The sequence below is a fragment of the Amycolatopsis benzoatilytica AK 16/65 genome (assembly GCF_000383915.1).
Taxonomy (GTDB): domain Bacteria; phylum Actinomycetota; class Actinomycetes; order Mycobacteriales; family Pseudonocardiaceae; genus Amycolatopsis; species Amycolatopsis benzoatilytica.
Genome location: NZ_KB912942.1, coordinates 5,926,437 through 5,949,477, shown reverse-complemented (window position 1 = coordinate 5,949,477; position 23,041 = coordinate 5,926,437). Strand labels below are relative to the sequence as shown.

Sequence of the window (23,041 nt, the reverse complement as noted above, 5' to 3'; positions counted from 1 at the left end):
TGGATGACGTGCCTGAATACCTGTCGACTGCGCCTGTCAAGGGGACCCGAGACTTCCTCCCCGCCGAAATGTCCGTCCGTACGCAGGTGTTCGGCCATCTCTACGAGGTGCTGGAGCGCTACGGCTACCTCCGCTACGACGGGCCGATCCTGGAACAGGCCGAGGTCTACGAGCGGAAGTCCGGCCAGGAGATCGCCGACCAGCAGCTGTACACGCTCACCACGCGCGGCGGCGAACGGCTCGCGCTGCGCCCGGAGATGACTCCGTCGGTGGCCCGGATGATCGCCGGCCACGCGAAGTCGCTTTCATTCCCGGTGCGCTGGTACAGCCACCCGAACTGCCACCGCTACGAGCGTCCGCAGCGCGGCCGGGTCCGCGAGCACTGGCAGATCAACGCCGACATCTTCGGTTCGGAAAGCGCGAACTGCGAGATCGAGATGTTCGAGCTGATCCACGATCTGATGGCCGCGCTCGGCGCGACCCCGGATCTGTTCGCGGTGCGCGTCAACGACCGGAATCTGCTCTCGTCCGCGCTGACCGATGTCGTCGGCATCGCGCCGGAGCACCTGTCCGCGGTGTTCGCGCTCGTGGACCGGTGGGAGAAGACCTCGGCCGAGGACCACGCCGCGAGCGCCGCGGAGATCGGGCTGCCGGACAAGCAGTTCGAGAAGCTCGCCGAGGTCCTCGCGGCCGGTCCGGCCCTGCTCGACGAGCTGCCCGAGTCGGTCAAAGCGGAGTCGAACCTGGTCAAGGTGCTGTCCAGCAGCGCGGCGAGCCTGGTTCGCTACGAACCGCTGATCGTGCGCGGCCTGGCGTACTACACGTCGACCGTGTTCGAGGTCTTCGACACCTCGCCGCAGAACCGCCGCGCGCTGTTCGGCGGAGGCCGCTACAGCGACCTGGCGTCGATGTTCACCAAGGAGCGGATCCCGGGCATCGGATTCGGCATGGGCGACGTGACCCTGATGGACTTCCTCGACACGCACGGCCTCACCCCGGTGCCGCGCAGCGAGGTCGACGTCATGGTCATCCCGGTCACCGAGGGCCTGGCCGACCCGGCCCGCGAGGTCGCGACCGCGCTGCGCAAGGCGGGGCTGCGCACGTCGACCCCGCTGGAGCCGCGCAAGCTCGGCAAGGAGCTGACTCGCGCGGACAAAGCGGGCGCGGTGGCGGTCGTCATCGTCGGCGAGGAGGACTGGGCGGCCGGCGCCGTGACCGTGCGGAGCCTGACCACCCGCGAGCAACAGCAGGTCCCACTGGCCGAGGCATCCGCGGCGGTGCGGGCGCTGATCTCGGCTGAGTGATTTTTCGAAGGCGGGTGCCGGTCATCCGGTCGGCGCCCGCCTCCGCCGTTGAGCGCCGGACCGGTGTTGCGCTGCGGTTTCGTCCTCGGCGGCGGCTGGCGAGGCGGGAATCAGCCGCGGCCGCCGGTCCGAATTGACCGTCCATAATGGACTTGCCGAGTGTTTCGGAGCCCTCGGTCGCAACCCGAACACGCTTCGTTGCCGACGCGGGCTCGTCATGATCGGTTCTTTGTAGTACCCTTGGGAAGTCGAGGTTGATCGCCTTCGCAGCGAACCCTCGATCTGGCCTGTTGCCGGAGGTCGACCCCCAGGGCTTCCGGTGACAGGCCTCTTACTTTTTCTCCATTGGCCGCAGCGCTATTCACCGGGTCCGGGCGACACTTTTCGCCGCCGCTCAGCCGAGCGGCGGGCGCTCACATGAGAGTCGCGGCAAGCGTCCCGCCCAGTTCTGTCAACGCTGTCAGCGCGGCCTTGTCCGGTTCGCCGGTCACCAGCACCGGTTCCGCCGCTTTGGCCCAGCCGAGTCCGGTGGTGATCGCGTCGAGTTGCCGCACCGTTCCGGACGTGTCGTTGTTTCCGTGGATATACGCCCCGAATGGATGGCCTTTCGTGGCATCCAAACACGGGTAGTACACGGTGTCGAAGAAATGTTTCAACGCGCCGCTCATGCTGCCCAGATTCGCCGGCGTGCCGAGGAGATAGCCGTCCGCGGCGAGCACGTCGGCCGCGGTCGCGCCGAGCGCGGGCCGGCGCACCACGTCGACCCCTTCGATGTCCGGATGGTTCGCGCCGGCCAGTACGGCTTCGAACATCGCCTGCATCGAAGGGGACGGAGTGTGGTGCACGATCAACAACGTCGGCATGATTCTCCTCGGCTTCGGTTCAGCGCAGCAGGTCGGCGATCTCCGCCCGGACCACGTCGAGCAATTCGGTCGCGGTGCGCCGCGCGTCGGCGAGCTCGCCGGTCACCGGCGTGACCACCTGCAGGTATGCCTTGAGCTTCGGTTCGGTGCCGGACGGCCGCACGACCACCCGGACGCCGTCGCCGCTGAGCCGCAGCACGTCCGCGTCCGGCAGCAGGTCTTCGAGCGTTACCGGCACGCCGCCGAGGGTGCCCGGCGGAGCCGATCGCAGCGCCGCCATCAGCCTGCCGCGGACGGAGAGATCGGTGACCCGCAACGACACTTGATCGGTCAGGTGCACGCCGTGCCGGATCGCGATGTCGTCCAGCACGTCCAGCGGCGTCCGGCCTTCGGCCTTCAGCGTGGCGGCCAGATCCGCGGCGGCGACCGCCGCCGCGATGCCGTCCTTGTCCCGCACGAAGCTCGGGTTCACGCAAAGCCCGAGCGCCTCCTCGTACGCGAACACCAGCCCGTCGCCCGCCCGGACCAGCCACTTGAACCCGGTGAGCGTTTCCGCGTAACGCGCGCCCTTTTCCTTCGCCAGCTCGCCGAGCAGCGAGGAGGACACGATGGTGGTGGCCACCAGCGGGTCCGTGCTGTCCGTTGTGGACAGTATGTGCGCGCCGAGCAGCACGCCGGTCTCGTCGCCGCGCAGCATCCGCCAGCCGTCCGGTCCGCGGACGCCGAGCGCGCACCGGTCCGCGTCCGGGTCGAGTGCCACCGCGAGGTCGGCGTCCACTTCGGACGCCAGCGTGAGCAGCAGATCGGTGGCGCCGGGCTCCTCCGGGTTCGGGAACGAAACCGTGGGGAAATCGGCGTCCGGTTCGGACTGCGCGGCGACCAGGTGCACATCGGCGAAGCCCGCCTGAGCCAGCGCGGCCCGCACGGTCTCCGCGCCGACGCCGTGCAGCGCGGTCGCGGCGATCCGCAGCTCCCGTGTCGAGCCGTGCGGCAGCTCGGCGACCTTGGTCAGGTACGCCTCGCGCGGGTCGACGACCTCGGCGCCGGGCGCGCGCGGAACGCTGCGCGCGGGCGGGGCGGCCTGGATCGCCTGCTCGATCTCGCCGTCCGAAGGCGGGACGATCTGCCCGCCGGTGGCGTCGTAAAGCTTGTACCCGTTGTCCGCGGGCGGGTTGTGCGACGCGGTGATCTGGATCCCGGCGACCGCGTCGTAGTGCAGCACCGAGAACGCCAGCACCGGAGTCGGCAGGGGCTGGGGCAGCACCTTCACCGCGAACCCGGCCGCGGTCAGCACTTCGGCCGCCGCGGTGGCGAACGCTTCCGACCCGTGCCGCGCGTCGCGGCCGACCACGACCACACCCCCGGCGTGCCCGTGCGCGGTCAGCCAGGCGGCGACCCCCGCGGTGGTCCGCGTGACCACCGCGACGTTCATGCCGTTCGGCCCGGCGCGCACCGGCCCGCGCAGTCCGGCGGTGCCGAATTCGAGCGGACCGGCCATCCGGTCGGCGACCTCGGCGGCGGCGCCGGGGACCTTGCCGATCGCGCGGGCGAGGACTTCGGTCAGCTCCTCGCGGGAGGCCGGGTCCGGATCGTCGGCGATCCAGCGGTAGGCGGAGTCGCGGAGGCGGGAATCGAGGCTGTCGGACACCGGCCCAGCCTACGCGGAAGCGGAAAACCGGTCGGTCCTTGGCGATATGTTGGAGTTATGCGCATTGTTTTCACTTCGCTCGCCTCGTACGGCCACCTGTACCCGCTGCTGCCGCTGGCCCGGGCGGCCCGCGCTGCCGGGCACGACGTGGTCTATGCGACGGCCCCCGAGTTCCATCCTGCGGTGGAAAAAGCCGGTCTCGAGCCGGTCGCCGCGGGGATGACGCTGCCGGAAGCGTTCGGGGAGGCGTTCGCCGGGGATACCCGGGAGCGGCACGAGGTGCCGCGGGAGGAGCTGGCCCGGGGGATCGGGCGGGCGTTTGGGCGGGTGATGCCCGCCCGGTTCATGACGGATCTGGCACCGGTGATCGCGGACCGGAAACCGGATCTCCTGGTGTACGAAATGGGCAATCCTGGCGGGGCGTTTGCCGCGCATGTCGCGGGTATTCCATCAATGGCACACGGATTTGGCAGGGTTTCTGCGGGCGATCTGATGGTGCCGATCCGGGAGCAGTTCACCGTCCTCGCGGAGGAGGCCGGGCTGACCGGGAACAGTGCGGTGTTCTGGGATCATCCGTTCGTGGACATCTGCCCGGAGTCGGTGCAGGCACCGGAGTTCGTCGCCGGGGCGCGGCGGGTGCCGTTGCGGCCGGTCGGCTGGAGTGACGGGGGCGAGTTGCCCGCCGGGGTGGCGGACCGCGGCAGGCCGTTGATCTACCTGACGCTCGGCAGCACCGGGCATGCACAGGCGCACCTGCTGGCGGAGGCGGTGCGGGGGCTGGCCGCGCTGGACGCGGATGTGCTGGTGGCCACCGGGCCGGCGGTGGACGTCGCGGCGCTGGGGGAGGTGCCGGGCAACGTGCGGCTGGAGTCTTGGGTGCCGCAGGCGGAGTTGCTGCCGCACGTCGATTTGGTGGTGCACCACGGAGGGAGCGGGACGACGCTGGGGGCGTTCGGAGCCGGGGCGCCGCAGTTGGTGCTGCCGCAGGGGGCGGATCAGTACACCAACGCGGACGCGGTGGTCGCGGCCGGCGTGGGGGCTCAGCTGGTGGGGGAGGCGATGACCGCGGAGGCGGTTCGGGAGTCGGCTCGGCGGTTGCTGGCCGACAGCGCGGTAGCGGACGCGGTGCGGAGGTTGGCGGCGGAAGTGGCCGGGATGCCTTCGCCGGAGGAAGTGGCGGCCGGGTTGGGAGCGTACGTGGGTTGAAACCCGTGAAGGGAACATTGAGGGACTCAGAGTCCCTCAATGTTCCCTTCACGGACGTTCGCCGGTGCGGCGTCAGGCGCGGGTGACGAGTTTCTGCAGGAGCGAGCCCATCCGTTCCGCGGACTGCCTGCCGGCTTCCAGCACCTCTTCGTGGTTCAGCGGTTCGCCGGTCATGCCCGCGGCCAGGTTGGTGACCAGGGACAGGCCGAAAACCTCCAGGCCGGCGGCGCGGGCGGCGATCGCTTCCAGCACGGTCGACATGCCGACCAGGTCCGCGCCCATGGTGCGCAGCATCCGGATCTCGGCGGGGGTCTCGAAGTGCGGGCCGGGCAGGCCGGCGTACACGCCGTCCTCCAGCGAATCGTCGATCTCGCGAGCCAGGTCGCGCAGGCGCGCCGCGTACAGGTCGGTGAGGTCGACGAAGTTCGCGCCGACGATCGGCGACTGCGCGGTGAGGTTCAGGTGGTCGGAGATCAGCACCGGCTGGCCGACGCGCATCCCCTCGCGCAGGCCGCCGGCGGCGTTGGTCAGCAGAACCGTGCGGGCGCCCGCGGCCGCCGCGGTGCGCACGTTCTGCACGACCGGGTCGATGCCCTTGCCCTCGTAGTAGTGCGTGCGGCCGAGCAGGATCAGTGCGCGCTTGTCGCCGATCCGCAGGGAACGCACGGTGCCGCCGTGGCCGACGGCGCCGGGCGGGGTGAAGCCGGGCAGGTCGCCGAACGGGATCTCCGCGTCGGCTGTTCCGATCACGTCCGCGGCCGGGCGCCAGCCCGAACCCAGCACCACGGCGATGTCGTGCTTCTCGACGCCGGTGCGCTCGGCGATGACGGCCGCGGCCGCCTCCTCCAGGTTGCTCATGCCGCCGAGCGTATCCGGGCGCTGCGCACGCCGAGGAACGCGACCAAGCCGAACGGCGACAGGAATATCGTCAGCAGCAGCAGCGGGCTGACGATCCACCACGGGATCCGGTGCGTGCGCGCCTCGAAGAACATCCACCGGCCGAGGAACAGGTCGAACGCGATCAGCTGCGCCCAGATCAGCGCGGCACCGTACGGCGTGGCCAGGAACCCTTGGAGCACCCCGAGATCCGGCCGCCGCATCGCCGCCCACAGCTCGGCGAAATGCGGGATCGCCAGCACGAAGTACCAGAGCAACGGCGCCAGCGGGACCCAGGGCGAGGCCATGATCCGGCGCGTCCGGCTCCAGCCGGGCAGCAGGATCAGCAACACCCAGAACGGCACCGCGACCGGGAACGTCCAGGCGAACACCGTCAGCTCGGTCACCGAACGGCCTGCCGGGTCGGAACCAGCAGCGACAGTGCTCCGGCGGCCGCGATCGCGCCGGCGAGCATTCCGGCGGCGGCCAGTGTCGTCCCGCTCGGGCGGACGATCGATTCGCCGCGTTCGGCCTGCCACAGGATCAGCCCGACCATCCCCGCGTACCCGAAGGAACCGGTCCAGACCAGCCGTGCTCGCACCGCGTTGTCCCGCAGTCGGGGGAGCCGCTTGGCGAGCAGAACGAGCGCCAAGGCCAGCAGTGGCAACGCTTGCAGCGCATGCATGCCGACGAAGTGCGGAATCCGCAGGTCCCCGCCGACGGTGCTCCAGCCGAGCAGCGGCAGTCCCGGTCCGCCGTCCGCCAGGCCGACCGTGTGCGCGCCGATCAGGTCGGAATGCCCGGTGGCCGCGATCGTCGCGGTCTCCTGCGGCGTCGGCCCGAGCATCAGCCCGCCGAGCCCGGCGCCGGCCAGCGCGATCACCGCACCGGTGCGCACCGCCCAGTGCAGACCGCGGTCTTCGAGCCGGACGAACATCAGCAGGATCGTGACCGCCAGCGTCGCGAGCCAGAGCCCGGCGACCAGGCCGCCCATCGCCTGGAACAGCAGGTTGTCGAACGGGCTCGTGTTGGCGAAGTGGCTGGGCCGGCCGCGCGCGGCCTGGAAAGCCATCAGAACGTACTCGCCGGCGAACGTCGCGACGGCGATGTTCGTGAAGACGTTCGCCGTCCGCCGGAACCGGGGCAGCAGCGAGACGAGCCAGCTCCAGGTGAAGAAGTAGAGCCCGCCGGACACCGCGAACTTGAACAGTTTCGCCCAGACCGGTGCGCCCAGCAGGGTCCGCCGGTCGATCAGCATCGCCAGCGCCGAGGCGACGACGGCCGCTGTCATCACCGCCGCGAACCACAGCGAGGGCCGGTGCCAGGTCCGCGAATGGGCAGTGCTCGACGCCGTGACCTGCGGGTCGACAGCGGATGCCCCCAATGTGGCATTGGGTGCATGTGATGCACCGAATGTGGCATTGGGTGCGTGGGATGCACCCAATGCCACATTGGGGGAGCGGGGTGCGTTGCGGGTCATGCGGTCCTCCCAGGATGGATAGTGAAGCTGTCTATTATGGAAAGCTAGACTATCCATGCTGAGGAGTCCTCAGGGTTTTCCCCGGAAGTTAGGGTTCAGAGGTGCGGATGGCAGAGCTGAGCGCCGAGTCCGGGATCCCGGTGGCCACGATCAAGTACTACCTCCGGGAAGGCCTGCTCCCGCCCGGCGAGCGGACCAGCCCGAACCAGGCCCGCTACGACGAGACCCACGTGCAGCGGCTCAAGCTGGTGCGTGCGCTGATCGAGGTCGGCGGCCTGTCCGTGGCGACGGTCCGCGAAGTGGTCCGGGCGGTGGACGAAGGCACCGCGACGCACAACGTGCTGGGCGTCGCACAGCGCGCGTTGACCGGCTCGGCTGCGGACGTGGCCGAGGAAGACCGCCAGTGGGCCATCGAGCTGCTCTCCGCGCTGGCCGCCAAGCACGGCTGGAAATTCGGCCCGGAGCACGTGGTCGCGCCGGCGCTGATCGGCACCCTCTGCACCATTCGAGCGCTGGGCCACGACGCACTGCTGGCCCGTATCGACGACTACGCCGACATCGCCGACCAAGTGGCCGCCGTCGACCTGGACACGGTGGACGTCCAGCAGTCCCTTGACCGGATCGTCGAAGCGGCGGTGGTGGGAACGGTGCTCGGCGACCGGATGTTCGAAGGGCTGCGCCGGCTCGCGCAGGCCGCGGAATCCCGCCGCCGGTACCCGACCTACCGGATGCCGGTCAGCTCCCGGCGACCGCCAGCGTAGGTTCGATCTGCGCGAACGTCTTCGCGCCGGCTTCCTCCTGTTCGCCGGGCGTCGTCAGCGACAGCAGCCACAGCGAGTCCCCGGCCTGCTTCAGCAGTCCGTAGGTGGTCCGGACGATTCCCGCGGCCGGATTCGACGACCGGTCCTGCCCCCGCTCGGCCGTCCGGAAGGCGAGCTCGGTGCCGTAGCTCGTCCGGTCCGGAGCCCGGACGTTGTAGAGCGAGTCCTGCGAAGACGACTGTTTCAGCGCCTCCACCGCGTCCTTCTCGGAAAAGCTCTGGAAGAACTTGGGGATCAGTTCCAGCCGCAGCGACTGCCGTCCGTCCGGCGACACGTACTGCACCACCGTGGACGCCCCGAACGACGACTTCCGGGCCGCGATGAACCGCGGCCAGTCCGCCGGCACCGAAAGCGTGTACTGGCTGTCCCGGGTGACGTTCGCGTTCGAGCTGGCATTGCCTTGCTGCGGGACGAATTTCAGCGGCGTGCTCGCCGCGCCCGGGGTGCCCGGGGCACTGGCCTGCCGGAGGTGCTGGCTCTTCGGCGGGAACAGGTCCTGCCCGCTGGCCACCCGGGCCAGCGCGAACCCGCCGCCCACCGCGATCGCGAACAACAGCACCGCGGTCACCGACAACCCGACGGTGGCCCGAGTGCCGCGTCGCGACGCGGCACTCGCCACGGGCGGCGGCGGAACCGGCATCGGCGCGGGCATGGGCGCGGGCATCGCCGGCGCCGCGCCGGTCCCGGCACCGCGCAGGAATGGCAGCGGGCCAGGATCGGCGGCGAGCGCGGCAGGCTGGTCGGCACCCTCCGGTTTGGGTGCGACGGTCTTGATCACCTGGGTGTCCGTCGCGTCCAGGTGCGCCGTCGTCTTCTTTCCGTCCGGCGTCCGGAACAGCTCCGGGCCGAACAGGTCCAGCGCCGCCTTGTTCTGCATCGGGTACAGCCGGTGGCGCACCTCGCGCAGCGAGATCCGCTTGGCCGGCTCCTTCTTCATCAACGCGGTGATGACGTCCGCGAGCGGCCCGGGCTTGGGCCGCGGCACCTTCCCGTTGACGACCTTGCCGACTGTCTCCAGCGGATCGCCGTCCGCGTCATAGGGCGGCGCGCCCTCGACCGCGGCGAACAGCGTCGCCCCGAGGCCCCACAGGTCCGCGTCCGGCGTGACCGCGCCGCCGGACGCGACCTCCGGCGAGATGTACGCGGGCGACCCGAGCATGATCCCGGTCCGCGTCATGGTCGCCTCGGAGACGTTCCGCGCGATGCCGAAGTCGGTGAGCTTGATCCGGCCGTCGCCGGCCACCAGTACGTTGCCCGGCTTCACGTCACGGTGCGTGATGCCCGCCTCGTGCGCCGCCTCCAGCGCGGCGGCCACCGCGATCCCGACCGCCGCAGCCTGCTCGACGGTGAGCGGACCGTGGTCGCGCAGCAGGTGCGCCAGGCTCCGCGACGGCAGCAATTCCATCACCACGAACGGCGCGTCGCCCTCGCGCGCGACATCGTGCAGGGTGATCACGTTCGGATGCGACAAGACAGCGATCGCGCGCGCCTCGCGCAGCGTGCGTTCGCGCAGCTCGTCGGCCTGCGCCGCCGGAATGCCCGGCGGCACCTTCATCTCTTTGACGGCTACCGGGCGGTGCAGGAACTCGTCGTAAGCGGACCAGACGGTGCCCATCGACCCCGACCCGAGCACGGAGCGCAACCGGTACCGGCCCGCGACGACCCTCGGCTGGTCGCCGCCCGCTGACGGCTCGGGCGCTGCCGAGCCGGTGCTGTCGGCGTTGCCGGGCTGGTCCAGGTCGCTGTTCTCCGAGGGCACCCCCTGATTGTGGCGCAAGGGGCCGACACTCTTCGACTCAGCACCTTCTGCCCGGATTCACCGGATAGGGGGAAGGGCCCGGGGCGAGCAGCGTCACAGGTGCGGGTAGCGGCCGGGCTCTACCATCACAAGTTATGACGAACCTGGCTGGTCCGGAGTCCGCGCCGCACTCCGAGCCCGGGCTCGCGCTCGCCGCGGAGTTTCCCGTCGCGGAGCGCGCCCAGTGGCAGGAGCTGGTGGCCGGAGTTCTGCGCAAAAGCGGCCGGCTCCCGGAGGATTTCGCGGGCGCGCCGGAGAGCAAGCTCGTTTCGCGCACTTACGACGGCATCGAGATCCAGCCGCTGTACACCGCGGACGACTCCGTTGGCGACCTCGGCTTCCCCGGGCTGCCGCCGTTCGTCCGCGGCACTCGTCCGGACGGCGTCGTCGAGACGGGCTGGGACATCCGGGTCCGGCACCAGCGCGAAGATCCGCGTGCGGCCAACGCGGCGATCCTCGCCGACCTCGAAGGCGGCGCCTCGTCGGTGTGGCTGCGGCTCGGCGAGGGCGCGCTCCCGGTCGATGCGCTCGCGGATGCGCTGAACGAGGTGTACGTCGGCCTCGCGCCGGTGGTCCTCGACGCCGGTGCCGAGTACGAACCCGCAGCTCAGGCTCTTTTCGATCTTTTCGCCGAGCGGGAGATCCCGGCCAGCGAGGCGATCGGCACGCTCGGCGCGGATCCGATCGGCACCTCGGCGCGCACCGGCGACTCGCTCCCGCTCGGCCCGGCCGCCGCATTGGCGGCGAGGGTTGCCTCGAAGTACCCGAAAGTGCGCACGATCGTCGCCGACGGGCTGCCGTTCCACGAGGCAGGCGGCTCGGACGCGCAGGAACTCGGCGCGACCGTGGCGGCCGGCGTCGCCTACCTGCGCGCGCTCACCGAAGCCGGGCTGGACCTCGCTGCCGCCGCCGCGCAGATCGAATTTCGGCTCGCCGCGACGGTCGACCAGTTCCTCACCATCGCCAAGTTCCGCGCCGCGCGACGACTGTGGGACCGGGTGCTGGAGGTCTCCGGCGCAGCCGCCGAGGCGCGCGGGATGCACCAGCACGCGGTCACGTCGCCGTCGATGCTGACCCAGCGCGACCCGTGGGTGAACATGCTGCGCACCACCGTCGCCTCGTTCGCGGCCGGTGTCGGCGGCGCGGACGCGGTCACGGTGCTCCCGTTCGACGCGGCGATCGGCTTGCCGGACGCGTTCTCCGCGCGGATCGCCCGCAACACCAACGCGATCCTGATCGAAGAGTCCAAGCTGGGCAACGTCATCGACCCGGCGGGCGGCTCCTGGTACGTCGAGAAGCTCACTGACGAGCTCGCCGAGGCCGCGTGGCGCGAGTTCACCGCGATCGAGGGCGCGGGCGGCATCGAGGCCGAGCTGGCCTCCGGCGCACTGGCCGGACGGCTGGCGCAGACCTGGGCGAAGCGCGCCGGCCGGCTCGCCACGCGGCGCGACCCGCTCACCGGCGTCAGCGAATTCCCGAACCTGACAGAGAAACCGGTCTCGCGCGAACCGCTTCCGTCCACTGTGGACGGCGGGCTGCCCCGGCACCGCTATGCCGAGGAATACGAGAAGCTGCGTGACGCCTCCGACGCGTACCTCGCCGAACACGGCGAGCGCCCGAAGGTCTTCCTGGCCACGCTCGGCCCGGTCGCCGCGCACACCGGCCGCGCCACCTTCGCGACGAACTTGCTGCAGGCCGGCGGCATCGAGGCAGTCAACCCCGGCGCGACCGACGACTTGCCCGGCGCATTTCGCGAAAGCGGCGCGAAAGTCGCCTGCGTGTGCGGAACCGACGCCGATTACGAAGAACAGGCCGCGACCGTCGCGGCGTCCCTGGACGCGGTCAGCGTGCTGCTCGCGGGCAAGGGAAATTACGACGGAATCGACGGCAACCTGTACGCCGGCTGCGACGCGCTCGAAATTCTGACCAGCCTCCACCGCAAGCTGGGAGTGTCCGCATGACGATCCCCAATTTCGCCGGCATTCCCCTCGGCACGCCGGAACCGGGCGACCGCGCCGCGTGGGCGCGGGCCGTGCAGGACGCCACTGGAAAAGGTCCGGACGCGCTGGCCTGGGAAACCCCCGAGGGCATCGGCGTGAAGCCGGTCTACACCGCGGCCGACCTGTCCGACGTCGACTTCCTGCGCACCTACCCGGGCGTCGCCCCGTTCCTGCGCGGGCCGTACCCGACGATGTACGTCAACCAGCCGTGGACGATCCGGCAGTACGCCGGGTTCTCCACCGCCGAGGAGTCGAACGCCTTCTACCGGCGCAATCTCGCGGCCGGGCAGAAGGGCCTTTCGGTCGCGTTCGACCTGGCCACCCACCGCGGCTACGACTCCGACCACCCGCGGGTGTCCGGCGACGTCGGCATGGCGGGCGTGGCGATCGACTCGATCTACGACATGCGCCAGCTGTTCGACGGCATCCCGCTGGACAAGATGTCGGTGTCGATGACGATGAACGGCGCGGTGCTGCCGGTGCTCGCGCTGTACGTGGTCGCGGCCGAGGAACAGGGGGTGAAGCCGGAGCAGCTCGCGGGGACCATTCAGAACGACATCCTCAAGGAGTTCATGGTCCGCAACACCTACATCTACCCGCCGCAGCCGTCGATGCGGATCATCTCCGACATCTTCGCCTACACCTCGCAGCACATGCCGAAGTACAACTCCATCTCGATCTCCGGCTATCACATGCAGGAGGCCGGGGCGACCGCCGACCTGGAGCTGGCCTACACGCTCGCGGACGGCGTCGAGTACCTCCGCGCGGGCGTAGAAGCCGGTCTGGACGTGGACAAGTTCGCGCCGCGGCTGTCGTTCTTCTGGGCGATCGGGATGAATTTCTTCATGGAGGTCGCGAAACTGCGCGCCGCGCGGCTGCTGTGGGCGAAATTGGTCAAGCAATTCGACCCGAAGTCGCAGAAATCGCTGTCGCTGCGTACGCACTCTCAGACGTCCGGTTGGTCGCTCACCGCGCAGGACGTCTTCAACAATGTCACGCGTACGTGCGTCGAAGCGATGGCTGCGACCCAGGGGCACACACAGTCGTTGCACACCAACGCTCTCGACGAGGCGCTCGCACTGCCCACCGACTTCTCCGCACGGATCGCGCGCAACACACAGCTGTTGTTGCAGCAGGAATCCGGCACCACCAGGGTCATCGACCCGTGGGGCGGCAGCGCGTTCGTCGAGAAGCTCACCTACGACCTGGCGCGCAAGGCGTGGGGCCACATCACCGAAGTCGAAGCCGCGGGAGGCATGGCGCGCGCGATCGACGAGGGCATCCCGAAGCTGCGCATCGAAGAGGCGGCCGCACGGACGCAGGCGCGTATCGACTCGGGACGACAGCCGGTCATCGGTGTGAACAAATACCAGGTCGCCGACGACGAGAAGATCGACGTACTGAAGGTCGACAACGCCGGGGTCCGCGCGCAGCAGCTGGAGAAGCTGCGCCGGCTGCGCGAAGAGCGTGACCCGCAAGCCACCGAAGACGCGTTGCGCCGCCTCTCCGAAGGCGCGCAGAACAACGGCAACCTCCTCGCGCTGGCCATCGACGCTGCCCGCGCGAAGGCGACTGTCGGCGAGATCTCCGACGCCCTGGAGAAGAACTGGGGCCGCCACTCCGGCCAGATCCGCACGATCTCCGGCGTGTACCGGGAAGAGGTGGGGAAGTCGGACAACGTCGAGAAGGCCCGCGAACTGGTCGAGAAATTCGCGGAAGAGGAAGGCCGGCGTCCGCGCATCCTGGTCGCCAAGATGGGGCAGGACGGTCATGACCGCGGCCAGAAGGTGATCGCCACCGGCTTCGCCGACCTCGGCTTCGACGTCGACGTCGGCCCGCTGTTCTCCACCCCCGCCGAGGTCGCCCGCCAGGCGTCGGAGGCGGACGTGCACGTCGTCGGCGTTTCGTCGCTGGCCGCCGGGCACCTGTCGCTGGTCCCGGCGCTGCGCGAGGAACTCGCCGCGCTGGGCCGCGAGGACATCATGGTCGTCGTCGGCGGCGTGATCCCGCCGCAGGACTACCCGGAACTGCGCGAGGCGGGCGCGGCCGCGATCTTCGGCCCGGGCACCGTGCTCGCGGACGCCGCGATCGGCCTGCTCGAGCAGCTGGCCGCACAGGAGTCCTGACCTTGGCGCGGCGCGTCGACGTCGGCGAATACGCGAAAGGCGTCCTCGCCGGCGATCGGGGGACCTTGTCCAAGGCCATCACCCTGGTCGAATCCCACCGGGACGACCACCGGCGCCAGGCGCAGGAACTGCTGGTCGAGCTGCTGCCGCACTCCGGCGGCGCGCGCCGGGTCGGCATCACCGGCGTACCCGGTGTCGGCAAGTCGACTTTCATCGACCAGCTGGGCACTGACCTGACCGGCGCCGGCCACCGCGTCGCGGTGCTGGCGGTGGACCCGTCGTCGACCCGCACCGGCGGCTCGATCCTCGGCGACAAGACCCGGATGGCCCGGCTCGCGGTGGACCCGAACGCGTTCATCCGCCCGTCCCCGACCTCCGGCACGCTGGGCGGCGTCGCACGGGCGACCCGCGAGACGATCGTCTTGATGGAGGCGGCCGGATTCGACGTGGTGCTGGTGGAGACGGTCGGGGTCGGGCAGTCCGAGGTGACCGTGGCGAACATGGTGGACTGCTTCCTTTTCCTGACCCTGGCACGGACCGGCGATCAGTTGCAGGGGATCAAGAAGGGCGTGCTGGAACTCGCCGACGTGATCGCGGTGAACAAGGCGGACGGCCCGTTCGAACGCGACGCCAAGCGTGCGGCGCGGGAACTGCAGGGCGCGCTGCGGATGATCTACGGCAAGGACGCGCTGTGGACCCCGCCGGTGCTGACGTGCAGCGGGCTGGAAGGCCGCGGGCTCGCCGAGATCTGGGCGGCGATCGGGAAGCATCATGAGGTGCTCACCGAATCGGGTGATCTTGCCGAACGGCGGAAGCGGCAACAGGTCGACTGGACCTGGGCGATGGTCCGGGAGCAGCTGCTGGACCGGCTGACCGCGCATCCTGCGGTGCGGGCGCAGGTGGGGGAAGTGGAGCGAGCGGTGCGCGACGGCGAGCTGACCGCCACGTTGGCCGCGCAGCGGATTTTGGAGGCGTTTTCGGGGTCCGCTTGACGGCGGGTGGTTCGTTCGTCGCCGGGCTGGTGACTCGCCGGGTTTTTGGCGAGCCGTCAACATCTCCGATTCGCGGACGCGGCCGCCGAAAGCGGTCTCCGTTCCGCTCGCGCTTCTCGAACTCGACGGCATGTCCAGCTTTGGCGATGTGCCAACATTGCTGGTGGCGCTTGGTCCCGGTCTTCGCCGGCAAGCCTCCGGCGGACTCCGCTGGCCGCATCCGAACCGTTTCGCCGGCCCGCCCTCGCCGCTCCATTCCGAAACTTCCTCGGGTTGTGGTGGGAATCCGCCGAGCGCAAGGGGTCTTTCGTCGTTCCCCGGGCTGGTTGCGCTCGGCGGTCGTCGGTGCGGGGCGAGCGGGCGGGCTCCACCCCGTGGGGGCTGACGCGGTCCGGTTTCGACGGGCACAATGCTCCACAACGGCGTAGAAGGGATGTCATGGCGAAGGTGCGGGGACTGCTGCTGGCCGGAGTGCTCGGCGTGCTGCTCACCGGGGTGCTGCCCGCGTCGGCGGAGGCAGCGCCGTCGGCGCCCGCGGCGGTCGTGCTCGTCGGTGAGACGGCGATCACGCAGGTGAACGGCGTCCATCAGGCCCCGCCGGGGCCGGTGCTGGACCCGTCGCAGACCGACAAGGCCAACTCGGAAAAGACCAAGAAGAACCTCATCGCCGGCGGGATCGCGGCGGTGCTGCTGGCGATCGTGTTCTTCGGCCGCCGGGCCCGGATCAAGAAGCGCAAGGCGCAGGGCTGAGCTTTCCGCCGTTCGCCCTGGCCGAACTCCGGGCCGCCGTTCGCCGCAGATCCGATACCGGCCGTCTAGGCCGTCGGCTGCCGGGCCGCCGCTTGCCACCTGCATGGTGCACGATCATCTGCAAATGCGTATGACAGATCGATCGGCACGTTGCGTGACCCCCGGCGCTCGTGTTGCGGGAGGAGGTGCGGCGTGACGGTGCTGGACTCACGGCCGAACGTTCCAGGTGACCACCCGATCGCGGCGCCCGGCGCGCTGCTGTCCGAAGCCGGCGTCAGCATGGCTCCGGTGGAGGACTTTGGCGCGGGCCGCGGCCCGTTCTGGCTGGACGACTGGCTGCGCGCGAACGCGACCGACGTGCTCGCGTGGCGGCGGCACATCCACGCCCACCCGGAACTGTCGCGGCAGGAGTTCGCGACGACCGAGCTGATCGTCTCGCTGTTGCGCGCGGTCGGACTGAAGCCGTCGGTGCTGGCCGGCGGCACCGGCGTCGTGTGCGACATCGGCAAGGGCGAGCGCTGCGTCGCGCTGCGTGCGGACATCGACGCGCTGCCGCTGACAGAGCAGACCGGGCTGCCCTACGCGTCGACTACCGAGGGTGCCGCGCACATGTGCGGCCACGACGCGCACACCGCGATCCTTCTCGGCGCCGGTCGCGCCCTCGCCGGCGCGCCCGAACTGCCCGGCCGCGTACGGCTGATCTTCCAGCCCGCGGAGGAGGTCATGCCCGGCGGCGCGCTGGACATGATCGCCGCCGGTGCGCTGGACGGCGTCGAGCGCATCTACGGACTGCACTGCGACCCGCGCCTGGAAGTCGGCAAAGTCGGCACTCGCGTGGGCGCGCTCACGTCCGCCGCCGACCTCATCGAACTCCGCCTGACCTCGCCCGGCGGCCACACCTCGCGACCGCACCTGACGGCGGACCTGGTCTACGCGCTCGGCACGGTCATCACGTCGTTGCCTTCGGTCCTGTCCCGTCGCGTCGACCCGCGCTCCGGCACCGTCCTCGTGTGGGGCGCGGTGCACGCCGGCCAGGCCGCGAACGCGGTCCCGCAGGACGGTGTGCTGCGCGGCACGCTGCGGACCGCGGACCACGAGGTGTGGAAAGCGCTGGAGCCGCTCGTCGCGTCGGCGGTGGAGTCGCTGCTGGCCCCGACCGGAGTCGGCTTCGAACTCGACTACCGCCGCGGCGTGCCCCCGGTGGTCTCCGACGCGGAATCGACCGCGTTGATGCGGGCCGGCGTCGAAGCCGCGGTCGGTGAGCAGGGCTTGGCCGGAACGGAACAGTCCTCCGGAGGCGAGGACTTCGGCTGGTACCTCGAACACGTCCAGGGCGGCTTCGCGCGCCTCGGCGTGTGGTCCGGCCCGCCCGCTCCGCAGGCCGACATTCACCGCCCGACATTCGTTCTCGACGAGCGTGCGCTGCTCGTCGGCATTCGCACTTTGGTGCACACCGCGCTGGCCACCCTGGCCTGAGTTATCCACAGGCCGCGAGCCAATGTGGATAACTCAGGAGGGGGAGAGGTGTCCCTCTCGCGGGGGTGTCAGCGGCGGGTTACTTGGCGTTGCGATGGTCGTGTCAGGTGCCGTCACAGCCTGCTTGCGGTGCGAGATTTCGGACGTTGGAGCTGATCTTGCCCGGCTGCCCGCGGTCACCTCCGCTAGGAAGATTTCCGTTACCTGACAACGGTTCTTCGTGGATCAGGGCCGTTTTCGGCGTGTTCTCAGTGCGGGTGCCGGCCGCCGAATTCGGTCACGGAACGCGATTATTTGTGAGCGCTGCGATGCCGGATGCCCGTGTGGGTGAGCCTCCGTCGTGTGGTATTGCGTGGTGGCCGGTGGGTCCGGCGGAGCACCCGAATACGTGGAGTTATCCACAGGGTCCCGCCGTTGGGGACGACTCACCCGACCCACTGTGGATGGCCGGGCGGATTGTGGACAGCTCCGGAAACGACGGTTCGCTGCGGTCAGGGGCAGCTCGGGTCAACGCCCAAGCACTGGCCGGATCCGCGGAGCAGCCGCGACGACAAGACCGCCCGGTTCAGCTGTTCGACGCGCGGGTCGCGACAGTCCGTCGCCGCATGCGGTTAGTTGCCGGCTGAGGCGCTTCGGGTGGCCGCAGCCCGAGGCCAACGCGGCCATCGTGCGTCACGGCCCCGGCAGAGAGCCGTAAGACCGAAGTCGCGATCAGGCTTCCCAGCGCTGATGCGGCCAGCCCTCGGCACCACCCGAGCGGCGCAGCCCGGTCGGGAAACTCACCCGCTGATCCCAGTGCAAGGCCGCGTACGAAGATCGTCCACGTAATCCACCGGCGCCCCGGCCGCCTCCGCGGCGTCCGCCAGCACCCCGAGATACCGCGCCGAAGGCAGCCCGCCCTCATACGCGTCCAGGACGTACAGCCAGGCCAGCACCGACCCGTCCATCGTCTGCACCCGCAGCCGGATCTTCGTGTGCATCCCCAGCTCGCCGCCTTCCCAGCGGTCGAGGCGTTCCTCGTCCAGGCCGGTCACGTCGTAGAGCACCACGAACACCCGCGACGACGGGTCTTCCACGATGGTGGCCAGCGCGCCTTCCCAGCCGATGTCCTCGCCGCCGAAGGTCAGGCGCCAGCCTTCTAGCCAGCCGGTACCCGCCATGGGCGAGTGCGGGGCGCGCTCCAGCATCTGGGCGGGCTCCATGTTGGATCCGTAAGCGGCATACAACGGCACGGTGCACAGCCTAGCGACCTTCCGCGCGCACGAGCGGATGCACATGCCGGACACGGCCACTTCGCCCCGTGGAAATGTCCTCCGCGTAGGGTCAGGACCACCGCCAAGCACGTACATCTAGGAGGACCCCGGTGACCAGGATCGTGATCATGGGTGGCGGCCCGGCGGGCTACGAAGCCGCCTTGGTCGCGGCGCCGCACGGCGCCGACGTGACGATCGTCGAGCGGGACGGCCTCGGCGGCGCCTGTGTCCTCTACGACTGCGTGCCGTCGAAGACGTTCATCGCGTCGTCCGGCGCGCTGGCGAAGATGCACGATCTCGGCGAGCTCGGCATCAACACCGACCTCGCGGAGACCATCGTCGATCTGCCGACCGTACACGGACGGGTGAAGGGGCTGGCCCTCGCGCAGTCCGCCGACATCCGCGCCCGGGTTCAGCGCGAAGGCGTTCGCGTGATCACCGGCGAGGCCCGGTTCGCAGACAACGAACCGGGCCTGGCCACCCACACCGTGGACGTCCAGCACGGCGACGGCACCACCGAATCGCTGTCCGCGGACGTCGTGCTGATCGCGACTGGCGCGACCCCGCGGGTGCTCCCCGGCGCGGTGCCGGACGGCGAGCGCATCCTCGACTGGCGGCAGCTCTACGACCTGACCGAGCTGCCCGAGCACCTCGCGGTGATCGGCTCCGGCGTCACCGGCGCCGAGTTCGCCTCCGCCTACACCGAGATGGGCGTGAAGGTCACTGTCGTCTCCAGCCGGGACCGGGTGCTCCCGCACGAGGACGCCGACGCCGCCGCGGTACTGGAGGAGGTCTTCTCCCAGCGCGGCACCACGGTCGCCAAGCACGCCCGGGCGGAGCGCGTCGTGCGCACCGAGAAGGGCGTCGAAGTGCACCTGGCCGACGGTCGCGTGATCGAGGCCAGCCACGCGCTGATGACCGTCGGGTCGATCCCGAACACCGCCGACATCGGCCTCGACCGGGTCGGCATCGAGCCCGGCCCGGGCGGGTTCATCGCGGTGGACCGGGTCTCGCGCACCAGCGTCCCCGGCGTTTACGCGGCGGGAGACTGTACCGGCGTGCTGATGCTCGCGTCGGTGGCCAGCATGCAGGGCCGCATCGCGATGTGGCACGCGCTGGGCGAGGGCGTCGCGCCGATCAAGCTCAAGACGGTCGCCGCGAACGTGTTCACCCACCCGGAGATCGCCACGGTCGGGATCAGCCAGCAGGCGATCGACTCCGGCGAGGTCCCGGCGCGCACGATCATGCTGCCGCTGGCCACCAACGCGCGAGCGAAGATGGAAGGGCTGCGCCGCGGTTTCGTGAAGCTGTTCTGCCGCCCGGCCACCGGCGTGGTCGTCGGCGGCGTGGTGGTCGCCCCGTCGGCGAGCGAACTGATCCTGCCGATCGCGCTGGCGGTGCAGAACCAGCTGACCGTGGACCACCTCGCGCTGACCTTCTCGGTGTACCCGTCGCTGTCCGGGTCGATCACCGAAGCCGGCCGCCAGCTCATGCGCCACGACGATCTGGACTGATTTCCGCGAGCGGGGCAACCCCGTGCCCACTGCCGCGTCTTGCGGGATGAACAGGTGGGCACGGGGAAGGAATGCGGGTGCGCAAGAGCGCGATTTTCGCGGTGGTGGCGGCCATCGGGGCGGCGGCGGTCGGGGCGGCCGGGATCGCCGGGGCGGCGGTCCAGACCGGACAGGCGGACCCGGTCACCGTCCAGCTGAACCAGGACACCGCGGTGCTGCACGACCAGTTGAACGTCTACCAGCGCGGCGTCGGCCCGAACCTCGCGCTCGCCGACTGCCCCGGGGCCACGGCGGGCGCGACGACGTTCAGCTCGCCGGTGCTGCAGTTCTCCCACTACGACTTCGGCCCGTTCATCGGCGTCAAAGCCACCGTGAGCGCGGACGCGAACCTGGTGCCGGGCACCGCGCCGGGCAGCTACCCGCTCACCGTCAACTGCGGCGGAAAGGCTTACACCGCAACGTTCTCCGTCTCCGCTCCGCAGGTCTCCAAGGTGCCCGCGGGTGCGGCCAAAGCGGGGGACGGCAGTCTCGCCGACTGATCCGCATTGGCTGAGAAAACCGCCGGGAAATTGTTCCCGGCGGTTTTTTCGTTCCCGGGGCAACCCTGGGCCGGGCACCGGCGTCTTGGTGGTGTCGGAACGAAAACGCCTGGAACGCAGGGGGGAACTGCCTGCCAGGCGCGTATTCTCCGCTGCATTCTCGCGGCGGGAATCGCATTTTTCACCAAGGGGAGCAGCATGAAGCGCATCGCTATTTTCTCGACCCTGGTCGCCGCCGGAATGCTGTCGGCCGGGCCGGCGTTCGCGGCTGAGACGACCGCACCGCCGACCAGCGCGCCCGCCACGGCACCGACGTCGGAGACGCCGACCGCCGCGCCGACGGGCAACCCGGGCGTGCCGAAGGCGTTCATCCGGGTGCTGCCGTCGTCCGGGCACGCCGGGGACAAGGTGACGGTGCGCATCGGCTGCGAAGCGTCCGGAATCAGCCACCTGAGCTCAGCGGCGCTGCAGTTCGGCAAGCTGCACCCAGTCGGCCCGCAGAACGACCCGTCGAAGGCGCCGGTCTCGCAAGGCACCGCGATCGTCAAGTCCGGCGTGAAGGCTGGTGTCTACCCAGTGACGTTCTCCTGCGGCAGCGCCGACCTAGCCGCGAAGTTCACCGTGCTGGCCCCGAAGCCCGCAGCCAAGCCGGCCCCGGCGCCGAAGCAGGTCACCAAGGTCCCGGTCGGCGCGCCGCAGACCGGCGGCACCGACGGCCCGGTCGTGGACAGCCAGTCCAGCGTCGGCCTGCCGATCGCGGCCGGCGCGATGGGCGCGCTCGCCCTCGGCAGCACCGGGTTCGTGCTCGCGCGTCGTTGTCAGCGCGGCTGACTAGTCTGCTGGTCCTGGCTTCGAGGGCAGTCAGGACCGGGCGGAACGGGGATCAGGATGATCAGGAAAACCTTCGCCGCGGCGGCGCTCGCGCTCGCCGCGCTGCTGGCCGGTTGCTCGGCCGGCGCGACCGGGCCGGCCGCCGCGCCGCCGTCCGTCGGCGCGAGCGTCTCCGCGGCGGCGGCGCTGCCCAAATCGGACCCGGTCTCGCTGGACATCCCGAAGATCGACGCGCATTCCAGCCTGGTCCCGCTCGGTCTCAACCCGGACAACTCGGTGCAGGTGCCGCCGGTGAGCACGCCGATGCAGGCGGGCTGGTACCAGAACGGCCCGACGCCCGGCGAAATCGGCCCGGCGGTCGTGCTCGGCCACGTGGACGGCAACAAGCACAAGGGAATTTTCTACCGGTTGAAGGAAATGCGGCCCGGCGACGAGGTGCGCATCGCGCGCCGCGACGGCACTACCGCGCAGTTCGTGGTGACCAAAGTCGACCAGGTGCCCAAAGACACCTTTCCGACCGACGCCGTGTACGGAGACACTTCGGACGCGGAGCTGCGCTTGATCACCTGCGGCGGGGCCTTCGACCGGTCCGAGCACAGCTACGTGGACAACATCATCGTCTATGCCCGGCTGGCAGGTTGACGGCCGTTGAACAACGGCCCCCGAGCGAGCGGCCGTTTCAGCCGGTTCCCGGTGCGACACTGTTGCTGCTGGCACAACTCCGGGAGGCAGGCATGATCATCAGAACGAATCCATGGCCCGACGGAACCCCGTGCTGGGGCGATGTGATGGTGCCCGATCCAGCGAAAGCGGCGGAATTCTACGGCTCGCTGCTGGGCTGGACGGTCTCGACCGGCGGACCGGAAACCGGCTTCTACGGGATGGCACAGGTATCCGGCCAGTCGGTGGCGGGGATCGGGCAGATCCCGCCCGACCAGGCCGGGACGCCGGCACGGTGGACGACCTATCTGGCGGTGTCCGACCTCGACAAGACGGTCGCCGCGATCAGCGAGGCAGGCGGCCAGGTGATCGCGCCGCCGATGGACGTGATGTCCGAGGGCCGGATGGCGATCGCCGCGGATCCGACCGGCGCGGCCTTCGGCCTGTGGCAGGCCGGGCGGCACATCGGCACGCAGGCCACGCTGACGCCCGGCGCGCCGGCCTGGAACGAATGCATGACGGCGGATTTCGAGGCGGCGAAAGCGTTCTACGGATCGGTGTTCGGGTATGCGTTCGGGGATTTGTCCGCGGAGGGCTTCACGTACGCGACGTTGGACGTGGACGGCCGCCCGGTCGGCGGGCTGGGCTCGCTGCCGGCGGACGGTTCGGCTTCGCCGGGATGGGTGACGTACTTCTGGACCGACGACGCGGACGGGCTGGCGGCGAGGATCCCGGGATTGGGCGGGACAGTGCTGAGTCCTCCGACGGACACTCCGTACGGGCGGATGGTCGCGGCCCGGGACGACCAAGGGGCAGAGTTTTCGCTGATCGCGCCGAACGCGCAGACCGGCACCCAGGAGGGGTGGGGCTGAGGCACGTCCCGGAGCCGCGCTGAGCCGGGAAG

20 protein-coding genes are annotated in these 23,041 nt (G+C 70.2%); 13 read left to right on the top strand and 7 right to left on the bottom strand.

All coding sequences use genetic code 11. The annotated features are described in order from the left end of the window. Positions 1-8: 8 nt before the first annotated feature. Positions 9-1,304 carry a histidine--tRNA ligase gene (gene hisS, locus AMYBE_RS0127420; RefSeq protein WP_027928069.1) on the top strand — a complete coding sequence of 432 codons (1,296 nt, stop codon included), beginning with the start codon at positions 9-11 and terminating at the stop codon, positions 1,302-1,304. A gap of 413 nt (positions 1,305-1,717) precedes the next feature. Here hisS and AMYBE_RS0127415 read toward each other — a convergent pair whose 3' ends face one another. Together AMYBE_RS0127415 and AMYBE_RS0127410 are read right to left on the bottom strand one after the other, a co-directional pair. Then, positions 1,718-2,167, bottom strand: coding sequence for a flavodoxin family protein (locus AMYBE_RS0127415; protein WP_020662603.1), 450 nt, complete (start codon positions 2,165-2,167; stop codon positions 1,718-1,720). 19 nt (positions 2,168-2,186) lie between these two features. Next, on the bottom strand, positions 2,187-3,815 hold the full coding sequence (locus tag AMYBE_RS0127410) for a phospho-sugar mutase (protein WP_020662602.1): 1,629 nt from the start codon (positions 3,813-3,815) through the stop codon (positions 2,187-2,189). Between the two features lie 57 nt (positions 3,816-3,872). Between AMYBE_RS0127410 and AMYBE_RS0127405 the strand changes: the two genes are divergently transcribed. Beyond that, positions 3,873-5,021: a glycosyltransferase gene (locus tag AMYBE_RS0127405; protein WP_020662601.1), complete on the top strand. Its 1,149-nt coding sequence runs from the start codon at positions 3,873-3,875 to the stop codon at positions 5,019-5,021. 72 nt (positions 5,022-5,093) lie between these two features. Here AMYBE_RS0127405 and AMYBE_RS0127400 read toward each other — a convergent pair whose 3' ends face one another. From AMYBE_RS0127400 to AMYBE_RS0127390, 3 genes are read right to left on the bottom strand one after another with little or no spacing between them, the layout of a single operon-like run. Beyond that, the gene (locus AMYBE_RS0127400) at positions 5,094-5,879 is read right to left on the bottom strand and encodes a purine-nucleoside phosphorylase (RefSeq protein ID WP_020662600.1); all 786 of its coding nucleotides are present in this window, start codon (positions 5,877-5,879) and stop codon (positions 5,094-5,096) included. After that, positions 5,876-6,304, bottom strand: a complete 429-nt coding sequence (locus AMYBE_RS0127395; RefSeq protein WP_020662599.1) for an ABA4-like family protein — start codon at positions 6,302-6,304, stop codon at positions 5,876-5,878. Before AMYBE_RS0127395 ends, AMYBE_RS0127400 begins: the two co-directional genes overlap by 4 nt. Then, a complete protein-coding gene (locus AMYBE_RS0127390; RefSeq protein ID WP_020662598.1) occupies positions 6,301-7,188 on the bottom strand; it encodes a hypothetical protein in 888 nt (295 codons plus the stop codon). Before AMYBE_RS0127390 ends, AMYBE_RS0127395 begins: the two co-directional genes overlap by 4 nt. Before the next feature lie 296 nt (positions 7,189-7,484). Between AMYBE_RS0127390 and AMYBE_RS0127385 the strand changes: the two genes are divergently transcribed. After that, positions 7,485-8,138 (top strand): MerR family transcriptional regulator, encoded by a 654-nt coding sequence (locus AMYBE_RS0127385; RefSeq protein WP_020662597.1) that lies wholly within the window; start codon positions 7,485-7,487, stop codon positions 8,136-8,138. Here the strand turns inward: AMYBE_RS0127385 and AMYBE_RS0127380 are convergent. Next, positions 8,113-9,957 carry a serine/threonine-protein kinase gene (locus AMYBE_RS0127380; RefSeq protein ID WP_020662596.1) on the bottom strand — a complete coding sequence of 615 codons (1,845 nt, stop codon included), beginning with the start codon at positions 9,955-9,957 and terminating at the stop codon, positions 8,113-8,115. The two genes, AMYBE_RS0127385 and AMYBE_RS0127380, sit on opposite strands and share 26 nt — an antisense overlap. 134 nt (positions 9,958-10,091) lie before the next feature. Here AMYBE_RS0127380 and AMYBE_RS0127375 point away from each other — a divergent pair, with 134 nt between their 5' ends. From AMYBE_RS0127375 to AMYBE_RS0127355, 5 genes are all read left to right on the top strand, one after another. Next, positions 10,092-11,957 (top strand): methylmalonyl-CoA mutase family protein, encoded by a 1,866-nt coding sequence (locus tag AMYBE_RS0127375; protein ID WP_020662595.1) that lies wholly within the window; start codon positions 10,092-10,094, stop codon positions 11,955-11,957. Continuing rightward, positions 11,954-14,122 (top strand): methylmalonyl-CoA mutase, encoded by a 2,169-nt coding sequence (scpA, locus tag AMYBE_RS0127370; RefSeq protein WP_020662594.1) that lies wholly within the window; start codon positions 11,954-11,956, stop codon positions 14,120-14,122. Before AMYBE_RS0127375 ends, scpA begins: the two co-directional genes overlap by 4 nt. A gap of 2 nt (positions 14,123-14,124) precedes the next feature. Beyond that, the gene (gene meaB, locus AMYBE_RS0127365; protein WP_020662593.1) at positions 14,125-15,114 is read left to right on the top strand and encodes a methylmalonyl Co-A mutase-associated GTPase MeaB; all 990 of its coding nucleotides are present in this window, start codon (positions 14,125-14,127) and stop codon (positions 15,112-15,114) included. 438 nt (positions 15,115-15,552) lie between these two features. After that, positions 15,553-15,864 (top strand): hypothetical protein, encoded by a 312-nt coding sequence (locus tag AMYBE_RS0127360; protein ID WP_020662592.1) that lies wholly within the window; start codon positions 15,553-15,555, stop codon positions 15,862-15,864. 192 nt (positions 15,865-16,056) lie between these two features. Further along, positions 16,057-17,340 carry a M20 family metallopeptidase gene (locus tag AMYBE_RS0127355; protein ID WP_020662591.1) on the top strand — a complete coding sequence of 428 codons (1,284 nt, stop codon included), beginning with the start codon at positions 16,057-16,059 and terminating at the stop codon, positions 17,338-17,340. Between the two features lie 779 nt (positions 17,341-18,119). Here the strand turns inward: AMYBE_RS0127355 and AMYBE_RS0127350 are convergent. Continuing rightward, positions 18,120-18,572: a gamma-glutamylcyclotransferase family protein gene (locus tag AMYBE_RS0127350; RefSeq protein ID WP_211226863.1), complete on the bottom strand. Its 453-nt coding sequence runs from the start codon at positions 18,570-18,572 to the stop codon at positions 18,120-18,122. Positions 18,573-18,703: 131 nt separating this feature from the next. On the opposite strand from AMYBE_RS0127350, the gene AMYBE_RS0127345 reads away from it, so the two are divergent. From AMYBE_RS0127345 to AMYBE_RS0127325, 5 genes are all read left to right on the top strand, one after another. Then, complete coding sequence (locus AMYBE_RS0127345) at positions 18,704-20,107, top strand: NAD(P)H-quinone dehydrogenase (protein ID WP_027928065.1); 1,404 nt, start codon at positions 18,704-18,706, stop codon at positions 20,105-20,107. A gap of 77 nt (positions 20,108-20,184) precedes the next feature. Then, on the top strand, positions 20,185-20,646 hold the full coding sequence (locus AMYBE_RS0127340; RefSeq protein ID WP_020662588.1) for a hypothetical protein: 462 nt from the start codon (positions 20,185-20,187) through the stop codon (positions 20,644-20,646). A 198-nt stretch (positions 20,647-20,844) separates the two neighbouring features. Further along, positions 20,845-21,477, top strand: coding sequence for a hypothetical protein (locus AMYBE_RS0127335; protein WP_020662587.1), 633 nt, complete (start codon positions 20,845-20,847; stop codon positions 21,475-21,477). A 57-nt stretch (positions 21,478-21,534) separates the two neighbouring features. Further along, positions 21,535-22,119 carry a class F sortase gene (locus tag AMYBE_RS0127330; RefSeq protein WP_020662586.1) on the top strand — a complete coding sequence of 195 codons (585 nt, stop codon included), beginning with the start codon at positions 21,535-21,537 and terminating at the stop codon, positions 22,117-22,119. Between the two features lie 92 nt (positions 22,120-22,211). Then, a complete protein-coding gene (locus AMYBE_RS0127325) occupies positions 22,212-23,009 on the top strand; it encodes a VOC family protein (protein WP_027928064.1) in 798 nt (265 codons plus the stop codon). Positions 23,010-23,041 lie beyond the last annotated feature (32 nt).